General features: G+C 52.5%; 18 protein-coding genes. 3 read left to right on the plus strand and 15 right to left on the minus strand.

What is annotated here, in order from left to right:
* Positions 1-93 precede the first annotated feature (93 nt).
* From BLS94_RS00985 to tsaB, 6 genes are all read right to left on the minus strand, one after another.
* Positions 94-594: a TPM domain-containing protein gene (locus BLS94_RS00985; protein WP_072766327.1), complete on the minus strand. Its 501-nt coding sequence runs from the start codon at positions 592-594 to the stop codon at positions 94-96.
* Positions 595-1,470, minus strand: a complete 876-nt coding sequence (locus BLS94_RS00990; RefSeq protein ID WP_090957384.1) for a TPM domain-containing protein — start codon at positions 1,468-1,470, stop codon at positions 595-597.
* A gap of 74 nt (positions 1,471-1,544) precedes the next feature.
* Positions 1,545-2,138 carry a LemA family protein gene (locus BLS94_RS00995; protein WP_090957385.1) on the minus strand — a complete coding sequence of 198 codons (594 nt, stop codon included), beginning with the start codon at positions 2,136-2,138 and terminating at the stop codon, positions 1,545-1,547.
* 307 nt (positions 2,139-2,445) lie between these two features.
* A complete protein-coding gene (locus BLS94_RS01000) occupies positions 2,446-3,192 on the minus strand; it encodes a uracil-DNA glycosylase (protein ID WP_090957386.1) in 747 nt (248 codons plus the stop codon).
* The gene (gene rimI / locus BLS94_RS01005; protein ID WP_072766330.1) at positions 3,189-3,650 is read right to left on the minus strand and encodes a ribosomal protein S18-alanine N-acetyltransferase; all 462 of its coding nucleotides are present in this window, start codon (positions 3,648-3,650) and stop codon (positions 3,189-3,191) included. The genes BLS94_RS01000 and rimI overlap by 4 nt, the downstream gene beginning before the upstream one ends.
* Complete coding sequence (gene tsaB, locus BLS94_RS01010; protein WP_090957387.1) at positions 3,647-4,330, minus strand: tRNA (adenosine(37)-N6)-threonylcarbamoyltransferase complex dimerization subunit type 1 TsaB; 684 nt, start codon at positions 4,328-4,330, stop codon at positions 3,647-3,649. The genes rimI and tsaB overlap by 4 nt, the downstream gene beginning before the upstream one ends.
* A gap of 154 nt (positions 4,331-4,484) precedes the next feature.
* On the opposite strand from tsaB, the gene BLS94_RS01015 reads away from it, so the two are divergent.
* On the plus strand, positions 4,485-4,925 hold the full coding sequence (locus BLS94_RS01015) for a host attachment protein (protein WP_072766332.1): 441 nt from the start codon (positions 4,485-4,487) through the stop codon (positions 4,923-4,925).
* A gap of 171 nt (positions 4,926-5,096) precedes the next feature.
* On the opposite strand, the gene thpR is transcribed toward BLS94_RS01015, so the two are convergent.
* The 3 genes from thpR to ispD all read right to left on the minus strand — a co-directional run bounded on the left by thpR (position 5,097) and on the right by ispD (position 7,042).
* Positions 5,097-5,681, minus strand: a complete 585-nt coding sequence (gene thpR / locus BLS94_RS01020; RefSeq protein WP_072766333.1) for an RNA 2',3'-cyclic phosphodiesterase — start codon at positions 5,679-5,681, stop codon at positions 5,097-5,099.
* Entirely contained in the window at positions 5,668-6,162 is a 495-nt protein-coding gene (gene ispF / locus BLS94_RS01025; RefSeq protein WP_072766334.1) for a 2-C-methyl-D-erythritol 2,4-cyclodiphosphate synthase, read from the minus strand. Before ispF ends, thpR begins: the two co-directional genes overlap by 14 nt.
* Before the next feature lie 184 nt (positions 6,163-6,346).
* A complete protein-coding gene (ispD, locus tag BLS94_RS01030) occupies positions 6,347-7,042 on the minus strand; it encodes a 2-C-methyl-D-erythritol 4-phosphate cytidylyltransferase (protein ID WP_090957388.1) in 696 nt (231 codons plus the stop codon).
* Between the two features lie 431 nt (positions 7,043-7,473).
* Here ispD and BLS94_RS01035 point away from each other — a divergent pair, with 431 nt between their 5' ends.
* Positions 7,474-8,346, plus strand: coding sequence for a sigma 54-interacting transcriptional regulator (locus BLS94_RS01035; RefSeq protein ID WP_090957389.1), 873 nt, complete (start codon positions 7,474-7,476; stop codon positions 8,344-8,346).
* Between the two features lie 76 nt (positions 8,347-8,422).
* Here the strand turns inward: BLS94_RS01035 and zapD are convergent, their stop codons facing one another.
* The 4 genes from zapD to BLS94_RS01055 form a co-directional block, all read right to left on the minus strand.
* On the minus strand, positions 8,423-9,178 hold the full coding sequence (gene zapD, locus BLS94_RS01040) for a cell division protein ZapD (protein WP_072766338.1): 756 nt from the start codon (positions 9,176-9,178) through the stop codon (positions 8,423-8,425).
* Between the two features lie 108 nt (positions 9,179-9,286).
* Positions 9,287-9,892 carry a dephospho-CoA kinase gene (gene coaE, locus BLS94_RS01045; protein ID WP_090957390.1) on the minus strand — a complete coding sequence of 202 codons (606 nt, stop codon included), beginning with the start codon at positions 9,890-9,892 and terminating at the stop codon, positions 9,287-9,289.
* Positions 9,893-9,978: 86 nt separating this feature from the next.
* Entirely contained in the window at positions 9,979-11,274 is a 1,296-nt protein-coding gene (locus BLS94_RS01050; RefSeq protein WP_176767763.1) for an HlyC/CorC family transporter, read from the minus strand.
* A gap of 140 nt (positions 11,275-11,414) precedes the next feature.
* Positions 11,415-12,242 carry a cytochrome C assembly family protein gene (locus BLS94_RS01055; RefSeq protein WP_090957391.1) on the minus strand — a complete coding sequence of 276 codons (828 nt, stop codon included), beginning with the start codon at positions 12,240-12,242 and terminating at the stop codon, positions 11,415-11,417.
* Between the two features lie 66 nt (positions 12,243-12,308).
* Between BLS94_RS01055 and ffh the strand changes: the two genes are divergently transcribed.
* Positions 12,309-13,658, plus strand: coding sequence for a signal recognition particle protein (gene ffh, locus BLS94_RS01060; RefSeq protein ID WP_090957392.1), 1,350 nt, complete (start codon positions 12,309-12,311; stop codon positions 13,656-13,658).
* A gap of 44 nt (positions 13,659-13,702) precedes the next feature.
* Here the strand turns inward: ffh and BLS94_RS15135 are convergent, their stop codons facing one another.
* Positions 13,703-14,329: a DUF192 domain-containing protein gene (locus BLS94_RS15135; RefSeq protein WP_256325227.1), complete on the minus strand. Its 627-nt coding sequence runs from the start codon at positions 14,327-14,329 to the stop codon at positions 13,703-13,705.
* A 42-nt stretch (positions 14,330-14,371) separates the two neighbouring features.
* Entirely contained in the window at positions 14,372-14,821 is a 450-nt protein-coding gene (gene dut / locus BLS94_RS01070; protein WP_090957393.1) for a dUTP diphosphatase, read from the minus strand.
* Positions 14,822-14,832 lie beyond the last annotated feature (11 nt).

Raw genomic sequence — 14,832 nt, forward strand, 5'->3', positions numbered from 1 at the left:
ACAACACGGCTCCGTTGCCTCGTGATCATTCCGACTTGCCCCAACGCTTCGCACCGGGCTTGCCAAAGGTTCCGGCGCATCAATGTTTTTCTGCTATAAAATCACCGGTCGGTCGGATAGCTCATTTTCTCCGCCCTTTCGCTCAGCGGGGAAATGCGTCTGCAAATGATTGCCGATCCCTTGGATTCCCGCAATTACCCCTGATTCGAACTGACCCAGACGAAAAGCTTCTTCCATTTCATGACAGATCTTTTCCCACTCCCCACTGCCGACTTTGCTGTTGATTCCACGATCCGCAACGATTTCAACATCGCGATCCGCAAGCAATAAATAAATAAGCACACCATTGTTATGCTCTGTATCCCAGACACGAAGCTGGGCAAATGCCTCCACGGCTCGCTCGCGTGCCGACTGATCTCTAAGCAGCGGCCACGTATTCAATGCTGCCTCCACCGCAAAAAGGATCTCCCCGTCATGGCTGACTTCAGTTCGGCTGATAGCCTGTTCGATTGCTATCAGCACGGCATCCGGAAATACACGCCGCACGGCCATAGAACTGGTAAAACAGTGCCGCAGTATGCGTGCAAAATTCATCTACCATCTCCCTGATGCGCCACCGCCTCCAAAGCCGCCGCCACCCCCACCAAAGCCACCGCCTCCTCCAAACCCACCCCTGCCGCCCATGCCACCGCCCGGCCAGCCACCGCGGCCCCCTCTAAAAACTCCCCCGCCAGGGCTGCCGAACAAGCTTACGAAAAATGCAAGGATAGCCGCAATGATGCCGATGACTATCGATGAAAAAAGCAGCCAGCCCAGAAATCCTGCGGAAGCGCTTATGATGCCGGCGCCGATGAAGCGCCCAAAAAAGGACTGCAATACTTTTGCCACGACGATGAGCATGATAAAAATCGGGATAATGTTATCCATCACCGCATTCCCAGAAGGAGCACGTTCGCCGCGCCTGGCTTGGGGCGGCGGCAATGGTTCTCCTTCGACCACGCTCATCGTTCGCTCGATACCGGCATCGATACCGCCGGCAAAATTGCCCTGCTTGAATTCAGGAACAATGACTTCATCGACTATGCGCTTTGCCAGGGCGTCCGGCAGCACGCCCTCCAGACCATATCCCACCTCTATACGCACCGTCCTGTCCTGCTTGGCGACTAACAGGAGTGCGCCGTCATCAATACCTTTTCGCCCGAGTTTCCACGCCTCGGCCACGCGAATCGAATATTGCTCGATAGTTTCAGGCTGAGTGGTGGGAACGATCAACACCGCAATCTGGCTGCCTTTTCTGGCTTCAAACGCAGCCAGTTTCTGTTCCAGTTGCGCGGCCTCATTAGCCGCCAGTGTACCGGTCAGGTCGGTAACGCGGGATTTAAGCGCTGGAATTGCCACCTCCGCCATCGACAAAGAGACGGAAAAGAGCAGCGCGAAGAATACAAGAGCTTTTCTTCCAGTTTGTCTCATAAAGAAAAGTTGAGGCGCGGCTTCAAGTTCCAGGGCCAGGTATTTAGATTCCCGCGAAGAATCTGTTTCCGCGGCTATGGCTTGCTGAAATCCACCTTCGGTGCAACTGAAATTGCTTTCTCGTTTTCAACGGCGAAGCTAGGCTTCACCTTGAACCCGAATACCATTGCCGTAAGGTTGCTGGGGAACGAACGCACAGTAATGTTGTACTCCTGGACCGCCTTGATGTAGCGGTTACGAGCCACGGTGATACGATTCTCGGTGCCTTCCAATTGTGCCTGCAATTCACGAAAATTGGCGTCCGATTTAAGTTGCGGATAGTTCTCCGCCACCACAAGCAAGCGCGACAGGGCGCTTGTCAGTTCCCCCTGGACACTCTGAAACTTCGCAAAGGCTTCAGGGTCGTTGATCAGCTCCGGCGTAGCCTGAATGCTTCCCACCTTGGAGCGGGCATTCGTTACGCCCAGCAGCACGTCTTTTTCCTGCGCGGCAAAACCCTTCACTACATTTACCAGATTGGGCACCAGGTCCGCGCGACGTTGATACTGATTCAGAACTTCCGCCCAGCTCGCCTTGATTTGCTCATCGGTAGACTGCAAGGTATTATAGCCACAGCCGCTCAAGGTAACGGCAAGAAGCAATGTCAAAGACCGCAGAAAATTAGTCATGGAATTCTTCCTGAAAAAAGCGTTGCTTCACATAGGTGGTAAATGGGGATTAATTATCCTAATGCAAGGGACCTCTGAATAAGTCCTCCATTGAGCGCTCATTTACCAACTGAGCGCAAAACGACGCGGACCGGAGCGCTGACGTTACCGAACTGCAAAGTAGGTCGGGCTCTGCCCGACATCCGTTTTTGATCGTCGGGCAGAGCCCGACCTACTCCTCCGACCATTCGCGTCGTTGCTCCCTTGCCTTGCGGGACGCAACGCCACGAAGCCGCAGCCGCCCTCCTGTTCTGACAAATCGTGTGACTTATTCAGAGGTTCCCAAAGTCTCCATTGTACGTCTGGCGAAACACAAATCCTCCCAGGCTTTCGCTTTTGCGGGCAATGTCCTCAGCAGATAAGCGGGGTGATAGGTGACAATAACAGGAATACCTGAATGCTGGTGCAATCTTCCGCGAAGGCTGCCGAGATTGGCATCGGTGTGCAGCAGATTCTCCGCCGCGACTTTTCCCAGCGCAATGATAAGCCTGGGCTTCATTAATTCGATTTGCCGCGCGAGATAAGGCTCGCATTGATGCGCCTCATGGGAGGTGGGGGCTCTGTTGTCAGGTGGACGGCATTTTACGATATTGGCGATGTAAACATTCTGACCGCGCTTCAGATCGATTGCCGCCAACATGTTGTCCAGCAACTTGCCGGCCTGCCCGACAAAGGGCTCTCCGGTAGCATCCTCCTGCGCACCGGGTCCTTCACCCACATAAAGCCAGTCGGCGTTTTTGTCACCTATGCCGAATACGGTGCGTGTGCGGGACTGAAACAGTGGGCACGCAATACAACCCTCAACGCTGGCTTTAAGTTCATCCCAGCCCATCCGCAAAATTTGCGCGCGCCTGTCTTCCTTTGCGTCTACATGGAGATCGGGAACGGGCTCAACGGCAACCTCGGCTTTCTCAGCAGAAGCGCGACCGTGCATTTCGGTCCTGGTACGCCACAGTGGCGTCAAGCCCAGTTCCTTGAGTATGTCCTTGCGCCTGGTTCGCCTGGCAACAGTCATAACACCAGTTCCATAACCAATGAGTCTTCACGGCCACCCATCGCAGGGTAATAATCCTTGCGTTTGGCGATCTGCGTGAACCCGATCCGTTTATATAGCCGGGCAGCGATATGATTGGATTCTCGTACATCCAGGAACATCGTCAACGCACGCTGTTCTCTGGCGATATGGATGAAATGCCGCAGCAATCTTTCACCCCAGCCCTTCCCCTGCGCTCCTGCAGCAATGCTAAGGGTCAGCAGATGCGCTTCCTGCGCTCCAATTGTCATCACACCGTACCCAAAGACGTCTCCATCCTGCTCTAAAACAAGGGAATGGTAACCGGACTGGAGCGAATCGCTGAAGTTTCCGCGCGTCCACGGAAAAAGAAAAACCTCTCGTTCGAGTGCTACCACCATATCCAGGTCTGCCGGAACCATCCGTCTTATCTGCGGCATCTCCTGGAATTGAGCACTCATCGCTCCTTCTCCTTTAGTGCTACTTTATTACGTATGTATAGTGGCGCAGCATGGGCAGGGTCGATACCCGATCCCTTTCTGAATTCTGCCGCAGCCAACTGAACTATGGCGCGGGCATTCGGCCTGAGGCCACTGATAACATGGCCGATACATCCATGGTAACGGCTTCGCAGTATTTCCTCATACATTCCAAAACCGCTGCCACAAACTGTCCAGTCGTTTCCTGAAACCAGGGGCGCATTGTGCGGCGAGCACAGTGCCGGTTCGCTCACCGGCAGCCATCCATCTGCTGTCCTCTTATACGCAGCATGATATATCTCGCTCATGCGCGCGTCGAGCGCGGCAATTACTCCGGCAACTGTTCCTTTTTCCCCGGCGTCCTGCGCCAATGCTTCCAACGTGCATATACCGATTACCGGCAGGTCTGCACCAAGTGCCAGCCCTTGAGTTACGCCGCACGCAATGCGCAAGCCGGTGAAAGACCCTGGCCCCGAGCCGAAAGCGATACCATCCAGTTGTCTCAGCGTCAAACCGGCCTCGTCCAGCGTGTGCCTCACCATAGGCAAAATCAGTTCAGAATGACGCTGTTCCGCAAGAATCTCCTGATTCAGGATCTCGCTATCCCACAATAGTGCAACCGAGCAATATTCAGTAGATGTATCGAGAGCGAGAATTTTCAAGGTAAAATTGAACGAATATTAAGTATTATACGAAGGCAAGATTCTGCCGACGGAAACTTCTGTTGAAATCGCGTTGTCAATTGATGAGCAACTCTTTACTCGCTTTTACTTGGTTGTACCTGGTTTTACTTTACCACCATCGGACGGAGGAGTCATGAGCATCACGTGGATTCTGGTCGCAAACGCAAGCGCAGCATATCTTTACGCAAATTACGGACCCAAGAAAGGACTACAGAAACTCAAGGAATTCAGACATGATGCCAGCAGGGAAAAGGGGCAGCATCTGGTTTCCGACCGTCCCGGACACAACAAGAGCCACGGCAACGGCTGCGGCTCCTATATTTCCTCCACCGATCCAAAACAACATGAAGCGCGGACCTTTGCCTGCCAGCTAGCCAGAGAACTGGAGCATGGCCGCACCACCAACAGTTATCAACGCCTGATCCTGGTTGTGTCAACTCCGTTCATGGGCCTGATCAACAGCAATCTGGGAAGCCATGTACGAAATTTAGTAAGCGATACTTTTGAAAAGGATTACACCAAAGCTAGCGAGAAATATCTGACAAGACACCTGGAAAGCTGCATTTATCTTTAATCATAAAAGAAACTCTGGCGTCGGGTTGCGCTATGCAAACCCGACCTCTTCTTTGGTATATTCGATAGTGCCGGCCTAATAAAAAAATCACTAAAAGTAGGGCGCAATAAGCAACGCGCATTGCGCCGTATGATTTTTCAATCGTTGGCCATCCCCTGATGTGTTGCCAAATCAAGGTTTATTAGAAGTCTCCAAAGGCCAGCAGCGAATCGGCGTATAAATCGAGCCGTTGCTGGTCTGTTCCGATTTAACCAGCGACCATTCCCGCACCCGCCAGGCCATGGGCTCGGGCAATTCAGGCAACGGTTGGCAGAAGGCATTCCTCATCAACGTTATGTGTGGCGCATAAGCTCGCTGCTCCAACAAAAACCCGGCCGTGGAGATTGCTTCCTGTAGCGCGCTCACCAGATTGGCAAGTGCGTGAGGAACCTTGGCTGGCGCCAGATAAACGATATGGTTATGTTTCCAGTAGCGAATCTCATCAATGACCAAATCAAAAGCAGGCAAGCTGGACTGGTTGATTCTATCGCCTGCCTCGTATAGCGCCTTCAGGCTGTCGGGATATACTTTTCCCACAAACACCAGCGTGAGATGAATGTTTTCTGCTTTTATTTTCCGTCCGCCGCAGAGCGATTCCAGCCGCAGTTGTTTTGCCAGTCCAGCCAGTTGCTTTTGCGCATCGTTGTCCGGCCATATTGCAAAAAAAATGCGGTAGGCTTTTCCCGCGCTTTCAGTATTTTCTTCAGTTGTCGGCATTATCCAAGGTAATCAGGCATACGGCCTCCGCCTCTATCCCCTCGCCCCTTCCAACCGGGCCCAGGCGCTCCGCAGTCTTGGCCTTGATGTTGATATCCTCCGGTTGCATCCGAAGGTCATGTGCAATGTTGCTCAACATACCCGGAATATACGGCGCCATCTTGGGCGCCTGCGCTATGATAGTGGCATCAATGTTCACGACCTTGTAACCACGCTCTGCCAGCAAGCCATAAACGTTATGCAACAGCACGCGGCTATCGATGTTTCTGTAACGGGGGTCGGTATCCGAAAAATGCCTGCCGATGTCGCCCAGCGCTGCCGCGCCCAGAAGCGCGTCGCATATCGCATGCAGCAGCACGTCTGCGTCGGAATGTCCGAGAAGACCCTTCTCGTACGGAATGGTCACACCGCCGATGATAAGCTTGCGGCCGTCAACCAGTTGATGTACATCGAACCCTTGCCCGATTCTTAACTTCTTCACCCTTTGCCTCTCTTCAGCTCTATGAATTCTCTTTCTCCGCTACCACTTAGCGGGCAAACAGTACCAAACGTTATCGGTGGTTTGGACTGAATTCCGGGTCAACCCCGGAATGACGAGATTTATGTTATTTTCTCAGAGATGGGATGATAGCTCATGGGTAAAACAGAGCACTCCGATCTCCCATTCAAAAATTTTTCAGTATCAGTTCCGCCAACGCCAGATCCTGCGGATAAGTCACTTTCAGATTGCGCGCATCGCTCAGGACCAGCTTGGGTTTCAGGCCGAGCGCTTCAATCGCGCCCGCATCGTCGGTCATGGTCATGCCGCCTGTCCTGCTCAAGGCCTCCACAAGTAGCCCGTGACGAAACATCTGTGGCGTTTGGGCCTGCCATAGATTCTCTCTCGATTCGGTACGCTCAACCCGGCCACTGCCATCGCTGCGCTTCAGCGTGTCTGCCACCGGAACCGCAAGTAGTCCTCCTACCTCATCGTCAGCCAGTTCATCCATCAACTTGTCGAGTTGCGCGTTGCTTAAACAAGGCCGTGCTGCATCGTGCACCAACACCCAGTCGTGATTTTTCATGGCAGAGGCTTCCCCTGCTGCTTTCAAACCATTCAGCACGGTTTCCGCACGGGTCGTACCGCCGCATTCGATCACGATCAATTTGTCAGAAAATTCCGACCAGTCATGCCGCATCCATTCTCTATCGGCAGGCGCAAGGATCACGAACACGGAAGTAATTCGCGAAGACCCGCACAGCGTCTTTAATGTTTGATAAATCATCGACTTGCCAGCCAGTCGCAAATATTGTTTGGGAAGCTCATCACCCATGCGTGAACCGGAGCCTGCTGCGGGAATTAGTGCAAAAAAATTTGTCATTCTTGTGATGGAAGTAGCTCAGACTGATCTAATGGGGTGAAAGATAAAATATGTGGGCCACGTGCTAACGCCGAATATTGAACGCTGACTGGTCAAACCCAAGTGACCGTGGGTCAAATCCCGTAAAGCAGGCTGCAAATACTTTCATTGATACTTCGACAAACAAAACCACCTGAATTATCTCCACATATTCTACACAAGATAGCGCGGGTTTTCTCGCAAAAATGCGTTTGTCTTATTTCATCAGCTACATCGCACGGTTACCCTGTGATACCGACGCCACCTGTAAAATCTTACAGCTATCCAGCTGTTTAATCTTGTTTTCTATTAGTTATATCGTAGGGCTTGAAGTAAAGAGCAGTTACAAGCAATTTTTAGCACTCCTTATGAAATAAAGGTTAACTAGCAGTCGCTCAGCTTTCAGGAAAAATATGATTGGACAGTCAGCCGCTTTCATAAGGATCACTCAACTCATCGAGAAAATTGCGCGTTGCGATGCGCCCGTCGTTATTGAGGGTGAAACCGGCACCGGCAAGGAATTGGTCGCGCGGGCCATTCACGATAGGGGAACCAGGGCCGGCTATCCCTTTGTTCCGGTCAATTGCGGAGCCATCCCTGACACGTTGATCGAGAATGAGCTATTTGGCCATGAACGCGGTGCTTATACAGGTGCCCAATCGAAACGCCTCGGCCTCATCGCTCATGCACAAGCCGGAACGCTTTTCCTGGATGAAGTCGATGCGCTATCTCCAAAAGCGCAAGTTACGCTATTGCGATTTTTTCAGGATCAGCAATATTCTCCATTGGGCGGGGGTATCGCGCGCGCTGCAAATGTGAGAGTGATCGTTGCCAGCAACAGGAACTTGACCCAACTGGCGGAGAAGGGTGAATTCCGGCTTGACCTGCTGTTTCGCCTCAAAATCATGCACCTTACCCTGCCCCCGCTGCGAGAGCGCCAGGGCGACGCCGCGCTTTTAGCAGCCCACTTTCTGCATGCGTGCGTAGCGCGCTTTGGCTGCACCGAAAAAACACTCCACCCGGAGACGATTACCTGGTTTGATAACTATAGTTGGCCACGCAATATCCGCGAACTGGAAAACCTCATTTATCGCGAGTGTTTGCTCTCCGATGGGCTAACTATCAATATTGCGCCACTAACGTCCGCAGCTGTGGAGCGTCGGGCTGGGTTTGACCGGCGTCGCCCGAACTTCATCTATTTGAATTTCGCTGAGGCCAAAATTCACGCGATTGCAAAATTCGAACAATATTACCTCGCTCAAGCCCTGACCAAGGCGGGGGGATAGTATCCGCCGGGACAAAAAACAAAAAACCCCGCAATAGCGGGGCGAGTATCGATTCCATGAATTGGCCTGAAACTTCCTACAGATTACAGAAAGTCAACTCAAACTCTACATCTTCTTCATATATTCTGGTTTTCTGCCTTGAACCCGAGATGACGAAACGGATGTTAAGAGCATATTTATTAGCGCTGATTTCGGGTACACACGGCAGACTCTCGTCTACCTTCAGGCACAGCATATGCGCTACCCGCGCCGACCCCATCTGTTGATAAACACCCCGGTGAGCGGTATGCCGAATTGTCTTGCCGCTGTTTCGCAACAGGTGCAATACGATGCTGAAACCATTTTCCAGCGGCAACATCGGTGCAAGCCATTCGTTGAGATCGCTGCGCCGCACCGCAGGATCCTGATGCAGCCAATAGTGATACGAGGGCAAGTCGAATTCGCATGCGCCTCCCGGTATTCCGACACGTTGCTTTATGCTCATCAGCCATTCATTGTCCCGCATGTGTTCGCCGATTTTCCCCGACATGCCCAGCATGCTCTGAGAGGCGGCCTGTATATTGGTCAATACTTGATTCAGCGCGCCTTCCGAAATGTCCGGCCTTCGGCGCAACACCTCCAACGCGTGCTTCTGCCGCTCCAGTTCCTGCAGCAAATCCGATTTCATATCGGCGCGGCTCGTAACATCCAGTATTTCAAACAGGGTAACGAGCGCGGAGTGGTGCTGAAAAGCGTCCTTTTTTGCGGAAAAGAAAGCCACCTTGTCAAACAGGTCCTCAAGCCGCAGCAAGGTGCGGATGCGCTCGTTAAGAGGATGCTCGTAACAAATCACGGCAATGGTCTGAAAGGGGAAATGGAACGGACAGGGTACGTGATATTGTGCTGAAAAACAGAATTCTAAATCAAATAGCGTGCAATAAACGTAAAATGCCGGTAGAACTCAACTTTTATTTGCCAAAGCGAGATATTTTCGGTGTAACGCGTTTACTTGTTGCTCCAGATGGGCCATATCCGCATCGTTGATGATCGCGTCATCCGCTTGTTGTAATCTTTCCTTACGTGAAAGCTGCGCGGACATGATTGCACGCACAGTACGTTCGTCGAGCCCGGTTCGAGTAGCAGCGCGGACGATCTGATCATGCTCGCTGCAATCCACTACCAGGATGCGCTGGATTAATTCATGGTATGCACCGGTTTCGAGCAGCAACGGGACCACTATCATGCCGTATGGGGCACAGCAATGCGCGATGCGGCGAACCACCTCGACGCGTATGAGTGGATGGAGAATGGCCTCAAGTGTGTGGCGTGCACTGCTATCCGAGAATACGAGGCTGCGCATTTCTTCTCGTCCAAGCGCGCCGTCCGCTGTGATGAATTTTTCCGTAAAGGCTTGCCGAATATCGGCAATCGCTGCACCCTGCGGCTGGGTAAGCTCACGCGCAATTGCATCGGTGTCCACCACGTCCACGCCCAAGGCGGCAAAGATTCTCGCAGCGCTGGTTTTACCGCTGCCGATGCCGCCAGTTAAACCGATGACCAAGGACATGGGCTAAAATAGGTCCAAATAGATACGATAAAAAAAGCGGGAGGGTTTTGCAACAGGGAAAGAAATGACAACCAAGTGGCAGACCACTATCCCGTATAGGGATCTGACGATTCCCGTTCAATGGGCGCTAACGTGAGGAATATCCGCACTACCTTGACCACGCGATCCTGAGTCTGGATGATTTCCATCGGATAGCCTGCGATTTTAAGACTGGTACCAGCCTCGGGAATATCCTGGAAGTGTTCCAGGATGAGGCCATTGAGCGTTTTCGGCCCCCCCAGCGGCAGCGTAAGCCCAAGCTTGCGGTTGAGATCACGCAGCAGGCTGCTTCCTTCCACTATTACACTGCCATCTTCCTGTTTCAGGAATGCACCTACTTGCGAAGGCGAGTGCGTAGTAAATTCGCCAATGATTTCTTCGATGATGTCTTCCAATGTTACCAACCCCATCCATTCACCGTACTCGTCCACAATGAGGCCGACCCGTTCCCGGTTTTCCTGGAATAGTTGTAGCTGTGAAAACAGGGGCGTGCCGGATGGGATGAAGTAGGGCTCACGCATGATTTTTTCGAGTGTTGCGGCTGAGATGTCATCACTTCTCATCTGATTCAGCACCTTGCGGACGTGAATGATTCCGGCAACGTTGTCCAGCGTGCCTCTGTATACCGGCAAACGGGTGTGATAACAGGTGAGTAACTGATCGTGAATGGTTTCATCGTCCGCGTCGAGATCTATCGCCTCGATCTGGCCACGGGGCACCATGACGTCGTCAACGGTAACGGTTTCGAGGTCAAACAAGTTAAGTAATACGCTCTGGTGTTTTTTCCGGATGAAGTGTCCCGCTTCCAGCACCAGCGTTTTAAGCTCTTCCAGGCTGAGTTTCTGCGTCGCGTTATCCGCCCTGGGCCTTATGCGCAGCAGAGTCAGCAGCGCCTGCACGAACAGATTGACGAACCAGACTACGGGATAAAATAGCTTTAGCAACGGTGTCAGCACGTAACTCGAAGCCAGCGCGATCCGCTCCGGGTGAGCAGCCGCGATGACTTTGGGCGTAATCTCGCTGAATACCAGGATAGCAAAAGTGACGCTTACCGTTCCCAAAAGCAGGGCCAGATCGCTATGACCGAATGAAACGGAAACAATCACGGCCACCACAGTCGCAGCGGCGGCATTCAACAGGTTGTTACCAAGCAGGATGACCCCCAGCAGTCTATCGGTATTCAACAATAGTTGGGTGGTCAGGCGGGCGCCCCGATGTCCCTGTTTCGCGAGATGCTTCAACCGATAACGGTTGATCGCCATCATGCTGGTTTCGGAGAGGGAAAAAAATGCAGATAAAATCAATAGAACAGCCAGTGCTATCAGTAGCACATACAACGGCATGTCTTCCAAGAGAAACGCCTTTATGCAAGTTGAAAAAATTCAGATACGGAAGAAAGCATCAGCTACAACTCTGACGGCTTTTGCGACTTCCAAGCCAGCACTTTATAACCAATGACATTCGTTTCGGCATACGAGTATTGTTAACGCTGCAATATCACTTCCAGCACAAATTTGCTGCCGAGATATGCCAGAAGCAGAATAATGAATCCGGCCAGCGTCCAGCGAATCGCAATGCGCCCGCGCCAGCCATAAAACTGCCTGCCCGCCAGCAGGGCTGCGAACACACCCCAGGAAATAAAACCAAACAGATTCTTGTGGGTGAATTTGACTGGCTGGCTGAATATCTCCTCCGAAAATACGACACCGCTGATGAGCGTCAGCGTGAGCAATATGAAACCTACCCAGATAACGCGGAACAACAACGTTTCCATCGTAAGGAGCGGGGGTAGATTCGTCAGCACCGAAGGCATTGTCGGTTGGTGCAAGCGACGCTCCACCACTGCCATTAACAGCGCATGGAGTGCCGCAATGGTAAGAAGGCTGTATGCCAGCATTGCGATGCAAATGTGCGCCTTGAAAGCGGGTAGTTCAGTATTGGCCAAAGGCCGCAGAGAAGGAAAAACCAGCGGGAGCAGTACCGCCACCGCAGCCACCGGCGCGATCAGGGTTTGTAACCCTTCGAGCCGGTTGAAAAAGCCCGATACCCAGTAGATTATGGCAGTAAGCCAAACGATGGCGGAAACTGCGCTGCCCACCCCAAAGCTCAACCCGATGCCTGCGAACACGGATTCATAAAGCGTATAGCCGTGCAGCGCCAGCGGTGCGAGAATGGCATAACGCTCCCATCCCGGCGCTATAATATCGCCGCCTCCGGATTTTGTGGGCGCATTCCACCTGGTGCGCCAGAAGTGCCAACCGATCAGTCCATACAGCAGGGAGGCGACGAGATAGGCTAGAATACCTGACATTTATATAGCAGATTAAATTGGGACTGCCAGTTAGTCTACACCAAATTTTCTTGAGAGGCATTTTGCATGTTCGACAATCTTACCAGCCGGCTTTCCGGAGTCATCAAGACCCTGCGGGGTGAAGCGCGACTGACCGAAACCAATATACAGGAAGCGTTGCGTGAAGTGCGAATGGCGTTACTGGAGGCCGACGTAGCCTTGCCGGTGATCAAGGAGTTCATTGCACGCGTCAAGGAAAAGGCGGTCGGCAAGGAGGTAGTAGGCAGCCTTTCGCCAGGCCAGGCGCTGGTTGGGGTAGTGCACCAGGAGTTGATCGCCCTCATGGGAGGCGAAACTGCCGATATCAATCTGTCTACCGTGCCGCCGGCGGTCATCCTCATGGCCGGGCTGCAGGGCGCCGGCAAGACCACCAGTAGCGGCAAATTAGCAAAGTGGTTGATGGAGCAAAAAAAGAAAAAGGTATTGCTTGTTTCGTGTGATACGTATCGCCCCGCCGCCATTCATCAATTGGAGCTTCTGGCCCGGCAGACGGGCGCATCGTTCTTCCCGGTTCAAGCGGGACAACAGCCGAAAGAAATCGCTGCTGCCGCATTGAATTTTGCCCGAAGGCACTTCCACGACGTGATGATCGTGGATACCGCTGGGCGGTTAGCCATCGACGAAGCGATGATGGAAGAAATTCGCGAATTGGAAACGCTGCTGAATCCCATAGAAACACTGTTCGTAGTGGATGCAATGCAGGGTCAGGACGCGGTCAACACGGCCAGAGCATTTGCGGAGGCGTTGCCGCTGACCGGCGTGATCCTTACGAAACTCGATGGCGATGCGCGCGGAGGTGCGGCACTGTCGGTGCTTCACGTTACCGGCAAGCCAATAAAATTTGCCGGCGTAGGGGAAAAGTTAACCGGGCTGGAAGCATTCCACCCTGACCGCATGGCTTCACGCATTCTCGGCATGGGTGATGTGTTGGGATTGATCGAGGAAGCCCAGCGCAGCGTAGATCAGCACGAGGCCGAAAAGCTTGCTAAAAAAATGAAATCGGGCAAAAGCTTCGATCTGAACGATTTCAAGATGCAATTTCAACAAATGAGAAATATGGGTGGCATGGGCGCCGTAATGGACAAACTGCCTGCTCAATTGAGCCAGGCCGCCCAAAACGTAAAAATTGACGATAAAGTCATGGGCCGCACCGAAGGCATCATTAATGCCATGACGCCCCAGGAACGGGTCAAGCCCGAAATCTTGAAAGCATCACGTAAACGCCGAATCGCGGCGGGAGCGGGCGTTACCGTACAGGAAGTAAACCGCTTGCTGTCGCAATTCGAGCAGGCACAGAAAATGATGAAAATGATGAGTAAAGGGGGAATGGCAAAAATGCTTCGGAGCATGAAAGGAATGCTTCCAGGCATGCGTTAAAAGCAAGTCGGATGCAGGCGTAGAATCCGGCAACGGAGAGCTGGTTATTCCGCTACCGGCATTTTATCGAGGCCCATGACCCGCTCACCTGCCTTTATATTTCTCGTCGAAAACCAGCCAAGATTCGTTTCGATAGCATATTTCGCGGCCCCAGCGGAACCATGCGCCGTTGCCGTGCGGGGCGTCATGTCCTCGATGTTGAGTATCACCCCTTTTCCATCCAGAAAGGCGACGCTTAGCGGAATATCCGTGTTCATCATCCACATGCTGTGCCGCCCGGCCTCCGGGAATATAAATAGCATTCCATCATTATCATCCATGGATTGTCGGGACATTAACCCCTTTGAGCGGGTGGATTCGGTATACGCAACCTCGACGCGAAGAGTATGACCCGAAATTCCGAGTTGGCGTATCGGCATTTCCGCGTTGACCGGCGCTGATAGTAGAAAAACAAAGAAAATCGCAGGAATGTGCCAGCCTGAACCCGGCAGTTGGATAGGGTGGTGTGTATTATTTTTGGAGTGCCTGGCAACGCGCAACAACCGGGAAAGACTGTCCCATTCCAAGGAACCATAACGTGGCCATGTGCCATAAAAATGGTGCCATCCCCTTCGTAAAGAACGCATCACGAAGGAGAAGGTCGGATGGAACAAAAGTTCCTTGTTAAACATAGCCGCCAAGCCTGATAAATGAGGAGTTAACTGCTGGAAGATTTAATGTTTGCCGGTACTGCCAAAGCCGCTTGTTCCTCGATGGCTATGCGTAAAGTCATTTACAACATTGAAATCGACCTGCACCACCGGCACAACGACCAGTTGCGCGATCCGCTCCAGCGGATTCAATAGAAAAGGTACCTGCCCACGGTTCCAGCATGACACGAATATCTGCCCCTGGTAATCGGAATCGATCAGCCCGACCAGGTTCCCCATCACTATGCCATGCTTGTGGCCCAACCCCGAACGAGGGAGCACCATAGCGGCAAGTCCTGAATCAGCGAGATGAATAGCAATGCCGGTGGGAATGAGGTTAGCCTCTCCCGGTGCGATGGTCATCACATGTTCCGTGCACGCCCGCAGGTCAAGCCCAGCGGAGCCGGGAGTAGCATAAGTCGGCAATTGGTGCGTCAGACGTGAGTCGAGAATCTTAATATCTATCTTTAGCATGGTAATCTAAG

Source organism: Nitrosospira sp. Nsp18, from assembly GCF_900103145.1.
Classification (GTDB): Bacteria; Pseudomonadota; Gammaproteobacteria; order Burkholderiales; family Nitrosomonadaceae; genus Nitrosospira.